The 16,590-nt window shown below is 47.8% G+C and carries 15 protein-coding genes and 1 CRISPR repeat array; of the genes, 3 read left to right on the forward strand and 12 right to left on the reverse strand.

Annotation, left to right across the window (positions count from 1 at the left end):
• Window positions 1-51 precede the first annotated feature (51 nt).
• Window positions 52-1,816: a CRISPR direct-repeat array (repeat unit 32 nt; unit sequence ATTTCAATCCACGCACCCGCATGGGGTGCGAC).
• A 378-nt stretch (window positions 1,817-2,194) separates the two neighbouring features.
• Window positions 2,195-3,175 (forward strand): aldo/keto reductase, encoded by a 981-nt coding sequence (locus BN1234_RS16475; RefSeq protein ID WP_054957766.1) that lies wholly within the window; start codon window positions 2,195-2,197, stop codon window positions 3,173-3,175.
• Between the two features lie 71 nt (window positions 3,176-3,246).
• On the opposite strand, the gene BN1234_RS16480 is transcribed toward BN1234_RS16475, so the two are convergent.
• The 6 genes from BN1234_RS16480 to BN1234_RS16505 all read right to left on the reverse strand — a co-directional run bounded on the left by BN1234_RS16480 (window position 3,247) and on the right by BN1234_RS16505 (window position 10,074).
• Window positions 3,247-4,356: an SGNH/GDSL hydrolase family protein gene (locus BN1234_RS16480; protein WP_245640199.1), complete on the reverse strand. Its 1,110-nt coding sequence runs from the start codon at window positions 4,354-4,356 to the stop codon at window positions 3,247-3,249.
• A gap of 138 nt (window positions 4,357-4,494) precedes the next feature.
• The gene (locus tag BN1234_RS16485) at window positions 4,495-5,844 is read right to left on the reverse strand and encodes a DEAD/DEAH box helicase (protein ID WP_054957757.1); all 1,350 of its coding nucleotides are present in this window, start codon (window positions 5,842-5,844) and stop codon (window positions 4,495-4,497) included.
• A gap of 153 nt (window positions 5,845-5,997) precedes the next feature.
• Window positions 5,998-6,318 carry a hypothetical protein gene (locus BN1234_RS16490; protein ID WP_054957758.1) on the reverse strand — a complete coding sequence of 107 codons (321 nt, stop codon included), beginning with the start codon at window positions 6,316-6,318 and terminating at the stop codon, window positions 5,998-6,000.
• 319 nt (window positions 6,319-6,637) lie between these two features.
• A complete protein-coding gene (truA, locus tag BN1234_RS16495) occupies window positions 6,638-7,378 on the reverse strand; it encodes a tRNA pseudouridine(38-40) synthase TruA (protein ID WP_054957759.1) in 741 nt (246 codons plus the stop codon).
• Between the two features lie 14 nt (window positions 7,379-7,392).
• Window positions 7,393-8,268, reverse strand: a complete 876-nt coding sequence (locus BN1234_RS16500; protein ID WP_054957760.1) for a radical SAM/SPASM domain-containing protein — start codon at window positions 8,266-8,268, stop codon at window positions 7,393-7,395.
• A 192-nt stretch (window positions 8,269-8,460) separates the two neighbouring features.
• The gene (locus BN1234_RS16505; RefSeq protein ID WP_054957761.1) at window positions 8,461-10,074 is read right to left on the reverse strand and encodes a Na/Pi cotransporter family protein; all 1,614 of its coding nucleotides are present in this window, start codon (window positions 10,072-10,074) and stop codon (window positions 8,461-8,463) included.
• A 424-nt stretch (window positions 10,075-10,498) separates the two neighbouring features.
• On the opposite strand from BN1234_RS16505, the gene BN1234_RS22300 reads away from it, so the two are divergent.
• A complete protein-coding gene (locus tag BN1234_RS22300; RefSeq protein WP_170308068.1) occupies window positions 10,499-10,669 on the forward strand; it encodes a hypothetical protein in 171 nt (56 codons plus the stop codon).
• A gap of 182 nt (window positions 10,670-10,851) precedes the next feature.
• Complete coding sequence (locus BN1234_RS16510) at window positions 10,852-11,760, forward strand: methyl-accepting chemotaxis protein (protein WP_054957762.1); 909 nt, start codon at window positions 10,852-10,854, stop codon at window positions 11,758-11,760.
• Between the two features lie 144 nt (window positions 11,761-11,904).
• Here the strand turns inward: BN1234_RS16510 and BN1234_RS16515 are convergent, their stop codons facing one another.
• The 6 genes from BN1234_RS16515 to BN1234_RS16540 form a co-directional block, all read right to left on the reverse strand.
• Window positions 11,905-12,936 carry a Gfo/Idh/MocA family protein gene (locus BN1234_RS16515; RefSeq protein WP_054957763.1) on the reverse strand — a complete coding sequence of 344 codons (1,032 nt, stop codon included), beginning with the start codon at window positions 12,934-12,936 and terminating at the stop codon, window positions 11,905-11,907.
• A 15-nt stretch (window positions 12,937-12,951) separates the two neighbouring features.
• Window positions 12,952-13,467, reverse strand: a complete 516-nt coding sequence (locus BN1234_RS16520; protein WP_054957764.1) for a DUF4241 domain-containing protein — start codon at window positions 13,465-13,467, stop codon at window positions 12,952-12,954.
• A 97-nt stretch (window positions 13,468-13,564) separates the two neighbouring features.
• The gene (locus tag BN1234_RS16525) at window positions 13,565-14,293 is read right to left on the reverse strand and encodes an SMI1/KNR4 family protein (RefSeq protein ID WP_054957765.1); all 729 of its coding nucleotides are present in this window, start codon (window positions 14,291-14,293) and stop codon (window positions 13,565-13,567) included.
• 95 nt (window positions 14,294-14,388) lie between these two features.
• Window positions 14,389-15,234 (reverse strand): carbohydrate ABC transporter permease, encoded by an 846-nt coding sequence (locus tag BN1234_RS16530; RefSeq protein ID WP_054957768.1) that lies wholly within the window; start codon window positions 15,232-15,234, stop codon window positions 14,389-14,391.
• Window positions 15,234-16,118 carry a carbohydrate ABC transporter permease gene (locus tag BN1234_RS16535; protein WP_245640200.1) on the reverse strand — a complete coding sequence of 295 codons (885 nt, stop codon included), beginning with the start codon at window positions 16,116-16,118 and terminating at the stop codon, window positions 15,234-15,236. The genes BN1234_RS16530 and BN1234_RS16535 overlap by 1 nt, the downstream gene beginning before the upstream one ends.
• A gap of 19 nt (window positions 16,119-16,137) precedes the next feature.
• A partial coding sequence (locus BN1234_RS16540) for an extracellular solute-binding protein (protein WP_156337246.1) occupies window positions 16,138-16,590 on the reverse strand: 453 nt, incomplete at its 5' end.

The raw sequence follows: 16,590 nt of genomic DNA on the forward strand, positions 1-16,590 counted from the left end.
ACCCACGAAGGGTGCGACGTAACAACCAGCTCCTACGATCCATACATAAGGATTTCAATCCACACACCCACGAAGGGTGCGACTACGGAAAACTAGCACTCCAAAACATCAAGGATATATTTCAATCCACGCACCCGCATGGGGTGCGACTCCGACAACCTACCGAATAACATCGCCTTATTGTCATTTCAATCCACGCACCCGCATGGGGTGCGACCGTTTGCCAAATAAAAAAAGATCACAGCATTTTGATTTCAATCCACGCACCCGCATGGGGTGCGACGTTCCATTTCCGTTTGTGCCGATCCTCCCTCCGTTATTTCAATCCACGCACCCACGAAGGGTGCGACTAGTAAACGCGAAGGCACGACAAAAGACGAAGACATTTCAATCCACGCACCCGCATGGGGTGCGACGTACTATATTGAGGAGGATCGGACGTGCCGATTAAATTTCAATCCACGCACCCGCATGGGGTGCGACGCCTGATGTCCTAAAATCGCTAGCGCGGCCGATAATTTCAATCCACGCACCCGCATGGGGTGCGACTGATATGGGAAGATCATCATATTTTAGAATTTACAATTTCAATCCACGCACCCGCATGGGGTGCGACGAGGGTAGGGCTGAGACCGCATGGGTCCTCGTTCGTGAATTTCAACCCACGCACCCGCATGGGGTGCGACGTCAGGAGTATCTTTATCTACATATGGCAACTCAATTTCAATCCACGCCCCCGCATGGGGTGCGACTTACCCATCAGGCTCACACCCTCCCTACTTGTTAATTTCAATCCACGCACCCGCATGGGGTGCGACGCAAGACGTCGAGGTAATAATTTACGATATACCGATTTCAATCCACGCACCCGCATGGGGTGCGACCGCTACAGCAAACGCAAGAATCAACCAGAAAGAACCATTTCAATCCACGCACCCGCATGGGGTGCGACTAGATATGATAATTTCGCCAACGGTCAATGAATGATTTCAATCCACGCACCCGCATGGGGTGCGACCCTTTGACACGGCTTGCTACGTAGAATGCAAGAGATTTCAATCCACGCACCCGCATGGGGTGCGACGCAGCACGTTAGTTTCGGAGTAACTTCCGCACATCATTTCAATCCACGCACCCGCATGGGGTGCGACTAAGTCCGCAATGTCATCGCGTGTGAGGTAGCGATTTCAATCCACGCACCCGCATGGGGTGCGACGCTCACGTTGGTCTGTATTGCGTACCCCCTGTTAATTTCAATCCACGCACCCGCATGGGGTGCGACACAGCCATCTGGATTGTATATCCGTAGTGGTCCAATTTCAATCCACGCACCCGCATGGGGTGCGACTCAGACCAGATGACATACTTTCGAAGTTTTCACGATTTCAATCCACGCACCCGCATGGGGTGCGACAAGTATGAGGTTTGGAATTGTGTGCTGCTGAGTACAATTTCAATCCACGCACCCGCATGGGGTGCGACCTATAACAAACTAAACTGGCGTGAATTATTCATAATTTCAATCCACGCACCCGCATGGGGTGCGACATGATATACGAGAATACGCCGCTCGTGACTTTGCGATTTCAATCCACGCACCCGCATGGGGTGCGACTATTGCAATCGAGAATGCAAGCAACATCCATATTATTTCAATCCACGCACCCGCATGGGGTGCGACTTTTTTCACATACTTTCCTATGTATCCTTATATAATTTCAATCCACGCACCCGCATGGGGTGCGACCTCGAATCCGACATATGAATTTCCTACCGGATCAACGATTTCAATCCACGCACCCGCATGGGGTGCGACTCCGATTTCTCAAATAATATAACAGAAAAATGGTGATTTGTTACAAAAAGGGCCGTATATTTCTGCTTATAGTTAATTAATTGCCCTTCCAGTATAAAAAAAGGAAAATTAATGGTTATTTTTTGGTGCGAATCCCCCTGGATATTCATGTGCGCTATACATTCGCACCATCATTTATATCTTGTTTACCCACCCTACATATTGTAGTTCGATGAGCATTAGCAAACCCTTCAACAGGAACTACATCTGGTTCAAATGCGTTGCTTCACAGCTTATTTCGTTGTTAATCAACTCACCGCAGCCCGCACCCGCTTGGCTTTTCCGATACATCCGATTAAAATGAGAAGCAGTATTATCCAGGAAAAGGAGCTGACATATATGCAATATCGTCGTCTGGGATACAGCGGGCTTCAGGTATCTTCACTTGGACTCGGAACGAATGCGTTTGGCAAAAGAGCCGATCAGGATGCTTCCTCTCGGATTCTTCATTATGCGCTTGACCACGGCATTAATTTCATTGATACCGCTAATATTTATGCCAACACGGAATCCGAACGGATCATCGGGGAGGCACTGAAAGGAAGACGCCATGAAGCCGTGCTGGCAACGAAAGCGGGTCTTCCTACAGGAAATGGGGCGAATGAACGCGGCTCTTCACGTTATTATCTCATGCAGGAGCTTGATAACAGCCTCCGCCGTCTGAAGACGGATTACGTCGATCTGTATCAGATTCACACGTTCGATCCGAATACGCCGCTGGATGAAACGCTGCGTACGCTTGATGATATGGTGGCTTCCGGAAAAGTCCGGTATATAGGTGCTTCGAACTACGCTGCATGGGAAATTATGAAGGCGCTTGGAATCAGCGACCTCAAAGGCTACATACGCTACACTTCCACTCAGACAAGCTACTCGTTGGCGGACCGGACACCAGAGCTTGAGCTCGTCCCTATGTGTCTGGATCAAGGTGTGGGCATTATCCCGTATTTCCCGCTGGCGGGCGGAATCCTGACCGGAAAATATAACAGCAGCAGTAACCATTCAGCGCCTTCCGGCTCCAGAGCGGAAACCGACCCGAATTTCAAACGATTCCTGGTAGATAAGAATATTGAGCTTGGACAACGTGTAAGTCAGTTTGCAGACGAATACGGATATACGCCAAACGCGCTCTCGTTATCCTGGCTAATGCAGCGTCCTGCCGTGTCCACCGTTATTGTTGGAGCAACGCGCACCGGGCAGCTCGAGGATAACCTAAAGAGCCTGGATATTCAGATCGATGAAGAGCTGAATCGGAAGCTGGACGAGGTTAGCGAGTCATTTGTGCATGGAAAACCGTTTGCCAGCTATCGTTTAAGTTGAGAATCCTTGTTTACTATAAAAAAAAAGACTCAAGCCATTGTCCGGGCTTGAGTCTTTAATTTATACTGCAGCTATTTACCCTCTAGAACCCGCCGCAACACAGGCTCCAGGTTATCGGCCATCTGCATGAATCCGAAATCCGTCGGGTGAACGCCATCTACAGTCGCTTCATCGGTCCGGCTGCTAATCAAGCTGGCCCCATCCACGAAGGTAAGCCTTTGATCCCCCGCTTCCTTCAGCTTCTCAACCAATTCGATCTGGAAGTCTCTCCGCTCCAGCCTCTCTTGCAGAAGCTCCGGTTTAAAGGCTTCCGCCGCATACGGAAATCTGGAGACGAGAATGATTGGAACATTCGGATAAGCTTCGCGAAGGATTTCTATAAATACCGGCAGTGATTTACGATACGGCTCGGTTCCGCCGCTGTTCGCTTCATAATCAATGATGAAGCATTCCGGATTATCGATCTGTGTGATCAGATGCGCCAGTTCAGGTTCACCTTTTCCATTTCCGGAGAAACCGAGATTAATGAACTCCTGATGGATTCTTCGGCTCAAAATGTTCGTATACGACATACCTGGACGTGCAGCACATCCGCCTTGTGTGATCGACGTGCCATAAACAATAATTCTTTTGTCCGAATCATAAGCATCCGGCGGCAAGACCTCTGCATCCGGCTCTACGCCAATCCATATTTCCTTCACGCCTCGATAAAGCGGCATATTCAGAATAAAGGAACGCATCTCATTATTATTACATTGAAATAACCGGCTTTCATACTCCTCTATCCCAGGCTGGAAACTTGCCGTCCCTGCAAACAACCAGCTGCCGGGACCTCCATAATACACATCCATCCCGCATTCACCGGTAGCCGGCATATGATACATGCTTGAACCGGCAGCGAGTGAAACCCTTACCGTTATACTGCTGGAATTGGTTCGAAAATGGATCTGTCCTCCCGATGTGCAATCAGCCAAGCGATCGACAGGAGCCGGTATAGGATAATCGGGTGCAACCGGCAGTCTGCGATATACGCGGTCCTCTTTCATCCAGGCTAACCCGGATATGCGGAAAGGTTCCTCCAGCGGGGAATACCATGTGAGCCCATCCGTTACAACGCTGTTAATCTTCATATTCTGATCCAATTCATGGGGAGATACAACATCCCTGTTCTGCTTCTCCAACACATTTCGCCTCCAATAGACAGGTATATTTTGGCACCCATAGTCTAATGGCATCCTCAGCTTTTGTAAACAGTGAATTATAAACACGAGCTCTTTTTGATTGATGAGTCACGGTATGGAATTAGCTCCAGGCCAGCACTATGCTCCTCTGCTTCCTCCTCTAGCCGCTCCACTCGCCTTACCTCTCTTGCTGCCGCTATTGGATTTAGGCTTATAGGAACGTCCTGCATCCGTCTTCGTCTTGCGAACGGATTCCGTTTTCGGTCTGCGAGCCGAATCTGACTTCGATCTTCCAGGCTTAGCTGGTGATTTCTTCAACGATCCTTTTCCTTTTGAGAACCTCAATGAACTCGGCATTGGATAGGCATGATCTTTAACCTCAGGAATCGTCTTGCCGATTAACTTCTCAATATCCTTCAGGAATGGAAGCTCATCAACTTCACAGAAAGAAATCGCAGTTCCGCTTAAGCCCGCACGGCCTGTACGACCAATACGGTGAACATACGTCTCAGGAATATTAGGCAGATTAAAGTTAATGACATGTGACAGCTCGTCAATATCAATCCCTCTGGCAGCAATATCGGTGGCGACAAGTACACGGGTCCCTCCGTTCTTGAAATTCCTCAATGCACTCTGCCGGCTGATCTGTGATTTATCTCCGTGAATAGCCTGAGCAGAAATATTCACTTTGGTTAAATCACGTACTACCCTGTCCGCTCCCCTCTTTGTACGCGTAAATACTAGAGCCGAAACGATCGATTCATCCTTCAGCAGTTCATTCAACTGTTTCTGCTTGTGACCCGTCTCCAGCAAATATACTTCCTGTTTAATCCGCTCCGCTGTTGAAGAAACCGGGGTAATCTCTACCTTCACCGGATCGACCAGGAGTGTTTTCACTAATTGGTTAATCTCCGCAGGCATTGTGGCTGAGAAGAAGAGCGTTTGTTTCTTGCTTGGCATTTTCGCAATTATACGTTTTACATCATGAATAAATCCCATGTCCAGCATACGGTCAGCCTCATCCAGGACGAGAATCTCAACATACTGCAGATCAATCCGTTTCTGATTCATCAAATCGAGCAGCCTGCCTGGCGTTGCAATGATGATGTCAGCACCTTGCTGAAGTGAGCGTTCCTGAGTTTTCTGAGAAACACCTCCCAGAATCGCGGCAGCGCGCAGTTTCGTAAATTGACTGTATGCCTTAACGTTATCGTAAATTTGGAGAGCAAGCTCTCTGGTCGGGGACAATATTAATGAGCGGATGCGGCGTCCCATTCCCGGCTTAGGCGGGTGTTCGTTTAGGCGCTGGATCATCGGGATCGCAAAAGCAGCTGTCTTTCCAGTTCCTGTCTGTGCACATCCGAGAAAATCTCTGCCTGCCAAAATAGCAGGAATGGCCTGCGCCTGAATGGGGGTTGGTGTTGTATAGTTCTCTTTTTCTAAAGCCTTTAATATAACCGTTGATATATTTAATTCGTTAAATTTCATGAAGTCTCCTTAATTATGAACACATTTATTCTAACCACGTAACTTCGGGCATCTCGAATCGAGTCTCCACAAGCCGTTTCTTTACGCATGAGTATCAAAGATACCACAGATTGGTACTAAAAAAGAAGCGGTTTTTTTCTCCGCTTCTTTATTTTAGAAGAAAAACAACTGTGTCAGCCCTAGAATCACGGATGCAGAGACCAGTATTTTGGCCGAGAGTGTCTTGTTCATGAATCTCAGTATAACACTGACCAATGTAAGCACACCCATCGATGCAGAAAAGACTCGGGGTACCGTCATGTTCGTTGGAAGTGCAGTAAATGCCATATAGCTGATAATCAATCCGAGTATGGCAGTAAACCCAAACACGATCCTGTTTCCCCTTGGATCTTTCACCATAAACAGTGCAGCAATACTAAACAAGCTTATAACCGCTATCACTATAAATATGATCCATAATAGTCCAAGTGCCATGGTACATCCTCCTTTTTAAGCGGTATTCCTCAAACATAGCTGAGTGTCAAGCAAGTCTTACTCCATCTAGTTAAACGGTTCATACCCTTGTCTAATCAAACAATCATTATCAAATTTAAAGGGAGTGACTTAATGAAAAAAACTTTCTCCTCATTAGATAAAACCGTGATCATAGGTGGATTAGTAAGTGCCGGATTATTCCTTCTGACAGGTATCTTTCTTTATCTGGGGATTAAATTTAATTTCATTCGACTCAATTAATAAAAAAGAGGAATGAACTTTAGTGTTCACTCCTCATTTAGCTGTAAATCCATATTTTCTAAAAATGTATCTTCTCCAGATAAAGTCCACTTGCATCTGCCATGCCGCCCGTTTGCGAACGTTCCTTGGAGTTAATAATAGCAGGAATGTCCTCCGGTCTTATGTCGCCTAAACCGACATCGATCAATGTGCCGACTATTTTGCGAACCATATTATACAAGAACCCGTTCCCGCTCACCCGAAGCTGTATGAAGCCGTCGGCCGTTTCTTCTATATCAAGCGAGTAGATCGTACGTACGGAGTCCTTCTTCTTCGACTTTGCATTGGAATACGCCGTGAAATCATGTTCGCCGATAAAATGCTGCGCTGCTTGTCTCATCGATTCGATATCCAGCTTCTTCGCGACATGCATGCTGTACTTTCGCATAAAAGGATGGCTGTACGCCTCATTCCAGATTTTGTAGATATAGGTTTTATCCTTGGCGTTATATCTGGCATGAAAACGATCATCCACCAACTGGACTTCCTTAACGCTTATATCCGGAGGCAAATAATGATTTAGGAAATTCATGATCTTCGTTTCAGGCAGGGAATCACTGATCTTAAAATTGGCTACCTGCGCCAGTGCGTGAACTCCCGCATCGGTTCGGCTGGAGCCTATGATTTCAACCGGACCGCCGGTCAGGACAGATAGAGCATGCTCAATCTTTCCCTGCACCGTATTCTCGCTATCCCCGAGACGCTGCCAGCCCTTATAGCGACCGCCATCGTATTGTATCGTCAGCTTATAATTATTCATCGTTTGCTCCCCCTCTACGCCCCAAATCTCTGGCGATACCCGCATTTTCTGCATAATTCCTCAACAGCCTCCCTGCGGGAGAAGCCATCAACAAGGTTATTCGCCCGCTCTCCGTCTACGATCTCAGAAAAGGATGTCCGGTTCAGGTTGCCCAGATTGATAACACCTTCCCCATCCAGACAGCATGGAACGACCGTCCCATCTACGAGAACAGCTGCTTGAGAGCGAAGAGCATGACAGAAGCCTTTGCCCTCATCCTCAGGGGCTGTCAGGCTCGGCCACTGAAATTCATAATCCTGATTCAGATATACATGCTTGCCGATTCTTATTCCGCTGCCCGGTATAACCTTCTCCTCAATCTTGTAATCCAGGCCAAATTCCTTCTCTATGATCTCAAGCGTCTGACGGTTCCTGCTCTTCTCCAGATTGGTTATGTTGTCCTGTGTCAAATTCCATAACCGGAATGAAAAAATAACATTGTGCTCTTCAGCCTCACGTACAAACGAGAGAATCTCCCTCAAATATCCTTCACGGTTGGTCGAACCATCATGTCCGTCAAAGCTGTGCAGCGAGAAGTTCATCTGTCTCAGTGCAGGCTTGCCAAGCAGCTTATGCCGGTTCTTCGCAATCAGGGTACCGTTCGTTGTAATGTTGACCTTGAACCCTTTTTCATGGCTGATATCCAGCAGTTCATCGATCTTCGGATGAAGAAGAGGCTCCCCTTTAACGTGCAGGTAAATGTAACTGGTGTGCGGTTTGATCTCATCTAGCCTTTTTGCAAAATCATCAACCTTGATGAAATTGGCCTTACGCTCTGTCGGCGGACAGAAGTGGCAGGCCAGATTGCAGATGCTCGTTATTTCTATATATACTTTCTTAAATGTTTTCAAGCCGTTCGTCTCCGTTTCACATGTCTACGACAATAATATAAAGGTTGCATGATCCTATCATATAGTATCACAGCTGGAGATTTGCAGGTATAGTTAACGTCATCCACCCTCTTAAATAATTTCAAAAAAAACCTCGAGAAGCATAAAGCCCCTCGAGGTTCTGTCTATGTTCCACTTCGTATGGTTCAAATCTTATTTCTCATGAAGCACGAACTGTGCAATATTCTTGCTGTGATCGCCGATCCGCTCCAGGTTAGTCAGCAGGTCAAGATAAATCGAACCCGTTCCGACTGAGCACTGATTCTGGTTCAGACGCTGTATATGATTCATGCGGTATTCAGCCTCAAGCTCGTCCAGCTTGGATTCAAGCAGAAGTACTTCCTTAGCTGCGTCCTCGTCATGATTTTCAAGTGCAATTAACGCTTTATCCACGGCGCTATTCGCTACTTCAATCATTTCCTTCAGTTCATCCGATGCATCAGCCGACAACTCCAGCTTGTGCGTTATCCGGTATTCACCGAGTTCAACGATATTTTCCGCATGGTCACCGATCCGCTCCAGATCACTTACCGTCTGGAACCAGCCCGTTGCGTTTTCCGATTCTGCAGGAGAAAGACCCTTTTGATGAATTTTCACGATATAGTCTGTAATTTTACGGTTAAGCTCATTCACCAGCTCTTCCTTCTGATGCGACAGATCTGCTGATTTCGTATCCTTACTGAAGAAGAACCCTGTTGCATCCTGGAAGGATTCATACGCATATTTCCCCATACGGACAATCTCATGCTGAGCCTGACCAAGAGCCATAGCTGGTGTTGCAAGAAGTCGCTCGTCCAGATAAATCGCCTTGAACTCGATCTCCTGCATTTTGCCCGGAATAGCCTTTGTTACAATCCATGCCAGCACCGGAATGAGCGGCAGGAAGATCAGGGTATTCGTTACATTAAAGAAACCGTGAGCATAAGCAATCTGCATCCGGATATTTACACCTTCCCCGAGCCAAAGGACAACGTTGTAGACGACCGGAAGCAAGATGGTGAAGATTAATGCCCCAACAACATTAAAGATCACGTGCACGAGAGCGGTACGCTTCGCAGCAACCGTTGCACCAATGGATGCCAGCACAGCCGTAATGGTTGTACCAATGTTATCACCGAACAGAATCGGTAAGGCTCCACTCAGATTAATCATGCCTTCATCAGCAATCGTCTGCAGGATCCCAATCGTCGCACTAGAGCTCTGTACGACCATGGTAAATACCGTTCCGACAAGTAAGCCCAGGAAAGGCTGGTGAGACAGATCAACCATAAAATCTGTAAAAACAGGCATTTCCCGAAGCGGCTTCAATCCGCCGCTCATCGTAGACAAGCCGAGGAACAAGGTACCAAATCCAAAAATAATCTGTCCAATATATTGGTAACGTTTCTTGTTCAGGAAGAACAAGAAGAAAGCACCTACTGCGATAATAGGAAGAGCGTACTCTTCAATCTTGATCCCTACAATAAATGCGGTCATGGTTGTCCCGACATTAGCACCCATGATCACGCCAATCGCTTGCCGTAAAGTCATGAGTCCGGCATTAACAAGTCCAATCGCCATAACGGTTGTACCGGACGAAGACTGTATCAGTATGGTTACGAGAACACCTGCAAGAACACCCAGGACCGGATTGGACGTATACTTCTCAAGCAGACCGCGCATTTTATCACCGGCTGATTTTTGAAGTCCGTCCGACATGTATTTAATACCGAATAGAAATATCCCAAGTCCCCCAACAAACTTGAATATTAATTCCTGCCAATCCAATAAAGCTCCCCCTCTAGTTGTATATGTTCTAAAATCCAGACCCATTTAATTTATCATATAACATAAAAAATATGAATTAACTAAGTTTAGACATATGGCTACATTATTCCACCTTTTAAATGCTCCTTCGCTGCATTTATTCCCTATAAATCTTATCTTCATTCACTCGGCCATAACCGTTTGCTTTCTATTCATACACTTATCATTTTTCATCCATTATAATGAATAACATATTACTAAAAACGAACATTAGGGTGATAAATACAAGTGAATGTATGCGAGTTATTCAAAGTGTATCATTTCCCGTTATTTCCCTGTTTGAATTAGGCTGTGCTTTACGCAGTTTGGGCACGATGTCTGCGATATCCATCCATCTCTTTTTTACCCCTAACTACATATGATGTTAAAAAAAGGGACTGAAATCATGGACAAGGAAATCGCGGACAAAGCCACCTTCTTTCGTGTGTATCTTCCCATCGTCATTGTGCTTCTCAAGAAATCAGGCGCTGATCGATCCGTCATTATCATCCTGCTCATTATTCTCATTTTGCTTGAGTTGGCGGAGCTCAAAGAATTACTAGAAGAAGGTGACTAATAGTCGCCTTTTTTTAATTGAAATGAAAGAAATCATGCCTTGTGTCTGAATTGTCGAATGTTCTCCAAATGGCTAATATCACAACTATAGTAAAATTTCACCACCGGTTGTAATATAAAAGAAAGTTGAGCATTTAACGAAGAAATAAGCTTTGATTCAGGCAAAGGAAGGAAGTTAACCCGTTGAGAAAAGACCCCACTCAAGTGCTGCATGAAAAATCCGTACTCGCCGCATTAGAACAATCACTGGCTATGATCGAGTTCAATTTGGAGGGAGAAGTGTTATGGGCTAACGAGAATTTTGCCCAGGCGATAGGTTACTCTATTCAAGAGCTGCCAGGAATACATCACAGGCAGTTTTGTACTCCTGATTTTTGTGAAAGCCCGGAATATATTAAGTTCTGGGATTTCCTCAAGCAGGGCCAAAAATTCCAAGAGAAGATTACACGTGTAACAAAGGAAGGCAGCCTTATTCATCTTGAAGCAACCTATATGCCAATTCACGATGAGAATGGTCAAGTGAACGCCGTTCTGAAAGTGGCTACAGACATTACGGAAAGAGAGACAGGCATAACTCAAGTCATAGCCGAATTAAAAAAGATGGCAGAGGATCTGCTCTTGCGCACGGAGGAAGGTATTTTACGCACTCATCAGGTAGCCGAGGAAATAACCAGGTTAATGAACGACAACGAAAAAAATCTGAATGATCTGCAGGACCTCGAGGAGCAAACTGCAGCCGTTCGGCGCATTGTGCTGATGATCAGAGATTTTGCATCACAAACAAACCTGCTTGCCTTGAATGCAGCCATAGAAGCGGCTCATGCGGGAGAATACGGACTTGGCTTTAACGTTGTGGCAACCGAGGTCCGGAAGTTATCGAAAAGTGTACAGGAGGCAACTCTGGAGATTCAAAATACTGCTCAGCGAATTGCCGAGCATGTCGCTAGAGTCAGCGAGGGAACGACCTCTTCACAAGCATCCATCACAAGCAGCCAAGCTCAAATCGGGCAAGCCGTCGCGGAGTTTGCAAGCATTGGGGAAGCCGTTGGAAAGCTGGATGGTCAAGCCAGAATTTTGAGAGAGATGCTCTAGACAAGACCGTACATGGTTGTTCAGGCTTCTGTTTCCATACATCTACCAAGGTACATAAACAAAAAAAAGAGGGGTTCCCCCCTCAGGCTGCCGAGAAAGTCCGGGTAGCCTTACACGCCATTTGCTGGCGTGTTTTTTTGTGTTTTATCCCAGAACGGAATTCTGCCGCTGCTTGGGCTCCATCAATTGAGGCCTTAAATCCGTAAAACCTTCGCCCGGCTTTCGCAAGGCTTCCAATACAACCTGTGCATTATACCCGTCGTAGAAATTATAGATTATACCGGACTCTCCACTCAGGATCTGAATAATCTGCTTCAGGATCGGCAGCGGGCTAACGACATCATCCACAGGCAAGGGCTGAAGCTCGCTTTCTCTGCTGCTGATGTACAGGCTGCCCCAGTTCTCGAGCGCCATGGTTCCTTCCTCACCGTGAACCACCAGGGAGACACGCTCCTCACCTTCTCTATGGTCGGTTCCAGACAGGTGAATCTCGACATCATTATGTAACCGCAGAACCGCCCGGACACGGCTTTCAGATTGATTCGAATCCGCAGGGAACTCGACCTCGCTCTTCACATGCGTAATCGGACCGAACAATTGCTGAATCATCTGGATCCAGTGAATGCCGACTTCCAGCAGATAGCCGCCCTGCTGTCTGGAGGCGATCCATGGATTCTGCTGCCAGGATCTCGGCCACTGCGGAAACTCCAGGTATAGATCCATCTTCCGGATCTGGCCGATTGTCTGTTCTTCAAGTATCCCCTTGAGCTTCAGAACAGCCGGGTCGAGCGGAAGTGAGAAGTGAACGGCATGGAGCACACTTGCCTGCTCTGCCAGCTCCACCAGACTTCGGGCTTCGGTCAAGCTGTTCGCCAGCGGCTTCTCGCAGAAGACGTGGATGCCTTTCTCGAACGCGATCTTCGCCACATCATAATGCAGCGACGGTGGAACCGCGATATACACCAGGTCAATCGCAATCTCGTTCATCAGCTGGCGGTAATCGGTATACAGCCGGGGACTGATTCCCGCTGCTGCTACTTCCCTCTGCAAGCTGGACTCATCATTGTCGCATATTGCGACTAATTCGATTCTTTCAGCATACTGCGGCAATAAGCGGTGAATCATATGCCGGCCCATATGCCCTAAGCCGATGACGGCCATAGATAGTTTATTCATTCTGTTCTCCTATTCTTACTTGATAAACACAATCTTCACGCCAACGACTTGATCCTGTTCATTCACTGCCTTATATACCCCATAAGCACCGTCACCCAGACCGCTGCGTGATACGACGCCTCCGGGCAGAACACCTGCTTCTTCCCCATTTTCGGTGATATCACAGCAGGCGAGATACCACTCACTGTCCTCAATGGCTGCGTTATCCATACCACCGGCTCTGTCTGGAACACGATATTGACGGATATCAAAAATACCAGCTTGTCCGCTATCCACCCCTGCTACAAAAGGACACTTGATCCATTCCAGAAAGGCCCCACGATCCGTAACAGATTGATGATAAGCTGTCAGCTTGGCATTCGCTTCACCCCAGTCCGGGATATCTGTCTTCTCCACTTCAGCGATCCATGTTCCCGTCAGCGCAGGCTCTAGCACACCCATAATGACATTGTTCGTGTCCAGCTCATAACAAGGATCGGCAGCAACCAGCTGCCCGGAATTCACTTCATAGTTGCCCAATTGAATGATCAATATGGATACCTCCAATAACTGCGTAATAATACCAGTTTAGCACAGCTATAAAAGGATGGGCGATCATGCTGCCGGATAGATAACGAAATCCCTGTACTTACAGATTCGTTCGGAACGGGGGCAAGTCTGCTGCCTTTCCCATCTCGTTTAACAGCTTCTCCAGGCCAGCCCGCCGGAATGACGTCAGATATACGGCCAAAGGTTCATCCATCTCCTCTTCAGATATGCTGAGTTCGAACACGCTGAGCACATCATCCTTCACATAAATTTTCCACGCATTCAGCTCAGACCCTTCATCTATCACGTGCTCCGGTTCATTCAGTCTCATGCATCTGCTGTAATCGGACAAGCTCCACATACTCTCATCAAAAATAGCCCAATACGGGAGCCGGTCCTCCACCCCCAGCTGAACGAGTGCCTTGCCAGCGAGAAAACGCTGCAGCGATCGGTTGTCCAGCTGCCAGTCAGGGGAACTCCATGCGCATAGATAGACCGTCGGGTCTTCAAGCACCAGATCCTGAAGCCGGATCCCGCAGTAAATGACGGACTCCTCCACTTGATAGAAGACCAGAAACGCCTTGTCTGTCGTGAAAAAAGTATCGTCCGGAATGAACACTTCCTGAAGCGGCAGCGGTTCATACTGGTTATTACACCTTTGGGTGATATACGGAGACCGCCCCAATGTCTTGTAATAATTCCGCAGCACGGTCGGCAATGGAACGCCCAAGCTTTCCTCCTTCGCCTGGATGTCGGCCTCAGATATGCCGTGGCTCTCCTTATGATGCCCTCCCAATATACGGAGAACTGCTTCGATGTTTGCTTCCATTTAAGTGAGCCTCCTTCATAAGTTAAGCTGCCTCCCCCATCATACCATCCCCCATCAAACACAAGGCGGGCTCCCGGGAGCCCGCCTTGTCACTTCTAACCTTTAATTGCTCCCGATATGCCTTCCATGTAGTATTTCTGGGTAAACAGGAAGACCAGGATAATCGGGAGGACCGAAATAATGGTGCCTGCGGCGATCCAGCCAAAGTTGTAGGAAAACTGTCCCTTCAGGTACGTCAGGGCGGAAGCGATCGGATATTTCATCGGATCGTCGAGCACGACGATCGGCCACAGAAAGCTGTTCCAGTAGCTCATCACTTCCAGCAGCGCAATAACGGCAATGCCGGGCTTAACGACCGGAAGCATCAGCTTCCACCAGATGCGGAACTCGGAGGCTCCGTCGATTTTACCGGAATCACGAATCTCATCGGGCACTCCCATGAACGTCTGGCGCATGAGAAAAATGTTGAACACCGAAACGGCTGACGGAAGCACAACAGCCGCATATGTACCGAGCAGATTGAACGCCCGCAGGGTCAAATAATGAACCACCAGCGCTGTCGAGGACGGAATAATCATCGTGGATACAAGAAATGCGAACACGACTTCCCGGCCGCGGAATCTCATTTTGGCCAGAGGATATGCCGTCATGCAGGCAAGCACGATGTTGAGCACGACACCGAGCACGGTAATGATCAGCGTATTGCCGATATACCGGGGGAAATTCATGTAATTCCAGACCTGTACATAGTTATCGAAATCGATAAAAGTCGGCAGGATCGCCGGTGGAAAGGTGAAGATATTTTTGCCGGGCATAAGTGACGCGCTCAGCATCCACAAAAACGGTCCCATCATAAAGATACCGAGCAGCAGCAGCAGTAGATAACCGATGATATATCCTATCCAGGTTTTTACCGGCTTGGCGATGTTGACTTGGTTCATCAATATGGATTGACACCGCCTTTCTGGTTAAACTTGAACACGAAAATGCTCAAGATGCCGATAACAACACTGACCAGGAGCCCGAGCGTGGAAGCATATCCGAACTTGAACTGCTCTATGCCCTGCTGATAGATATACAGGCTGGATGTCAGTGTCGAATTCCCCGGCCCGCCCTCAGTCAGAACGAACATCTCATCGAACACCCTGATGGCCGACATCAGTGAGATCAGACTGCAAAAGAACACATAAGGCTTGAGCAGCGGCACAGTAATTCTCATGATCACCTTAAACCTGCTCGCACCGTCGATCTTCGCCGCATCGTATAATTCCTCCGGAATGGCTTGAAGTCCTGCAAGATACAGCATCATATAATAGCCAAGGCCCTTCCAGGTCGTAATAAACATGAGGACATACAGCGCTGTGCTGCTCGATGACAGCCACCCCACCTTGGTGTCAATGATGCCAAGCGACATAAAGATATAATTGACCACGCCATTGTTGCTTAGCAGCCAGTTCCAGATGATCGCCACCGCGACCATGGATGTGACGACCGGAATATAGTAGGCAGTCCTGAATATCTTGATGCCCGGAATTTTGCTGTTGACGAGAATTGCCATAAAAATCGACAGTATCTGCAGCACGGGAACGATCAGCACATAAATAAGCGAGTTCCACAGCGCGACCAGAAATTTCGGATCCTTAAACGCACGGCTGAAGTTGTCGAAGCCGACAAAGCTCGTTTCCCCGATAACCGAGTAGTCCGTCAGGGAAAGCGGGATACTGAATAAGATCGGCCATACGACAAATACAGCCAGCAGCACGAGACCGGGCGACATAAACGCCCAGGCCGTAAATGTTTCACTCCGTAGCCATTTCCTTCCCACGCGGTTCACCTCTTATGTCTTATTTCTGTGAGCTTAACAGATCGTTTACTTGCTTCGCGGCTGTATCCAGGCTGGCTTTCACATCCGCGCCGTCCAGGAAGATTTTCTGCAGCTCCGCCGCGATCGCATCGTTAATATCCTTCACGCTAAGTACGCCCAGCGCATACTCTTCTGCCAGCTTCAGGCCCTCTACGGAAGCGATCTTAGCCTGCGCCTCAAGCGAGTTGTCCGATTCTGTGAAGAATGGATCCTCGATGGTTGCTTTGGTCGATGGCAATGTGTTTGCCTCTTTAGCGAAGCTGAGCTGGTTTTCCGCGTTGGTAATAAAAGCAGCAAAATCAGCAGCTTCCTGCGGGTGGGACGAGCCTTTTGGAACGACCATGTTCATCGAGTTCGAGAAGACCATATTGCCCTTGCCCGGCGGGAGCGATACCGCTACTGTGTTCTTATAGATGTCCTCAGCGGCGGTTTT

Source organism: Paenibacillus dakarensis, assembly GCF_001373415.1.
Lineage (GTDB): Bacteria > Bacillota > Bacilli > Paenibacillales > Paenibacillaceae > Paenibacillus_AQ > Paenibacillus_AQ dakarensis.

What these genes read in the sequence shown, in the direction of transcription:
- BN1234_RS16475 (WP_054957766.1), top strand. Translation starts at nt 2,195, where the DNA reads ATGCAATATCGTCGTCTGGGATACAGCGGGCTTCAGGTATCTTCACTT.
- BN1234_RS16485 (WP_054957757.1), bottom strand. Translation starts at nt 5,844, where the DNA reads ATGAAATTTAACGAATTAAATATATCAACGGTTATATTAAAGGCTTTA.
- BN1234_RS16490 (WP_054957758.1), bottom strand. Translation starts at nt 6,318, where the DNA reads ATGGCACTTGGACTATTATGGATCATATTTATAGTGATAGCGGTTATA.
- truA (WP_054957759.1), bottom strand. Translation starts at nt 7,378, where the DNA reads ATGAATAATTATAAGCTGACGATACAATACGATGGCGGTCGCTATAAG.
- BN1234_RS22300 (WP_170308068.1), top strand. Translation starts at nt 10,499, where the DNA reads ATGGACAAGGAAATCGCGGACAAAGCCACCTTCTTTCGTGTGTATCTT.
- BN1234_RS16515 (WP_054957763.1), bottom strand. Translation starts at nt 12,936, where the DNA reads ATGAATAAACTATCTATGGCCGTCATCGGCTTAGGGCATATGGGCCGG.
- BN1234_RS16525 (WP_054957765.1), bottom strand. Translation starts at nt 14,293, where the DNA reads ATGGAAGCAAACATCGAAGCAGTTCTCCGTATATTGGGAGGGCATCAT.
- BN1234_RS16530 (WP_054957768.1), bottom strand. Translation starts at nt 15,234, where the DNA reads ATGAACCAAGTCAACATCGCCAAGCCGGTAAAAACCTGGATAGGATAT.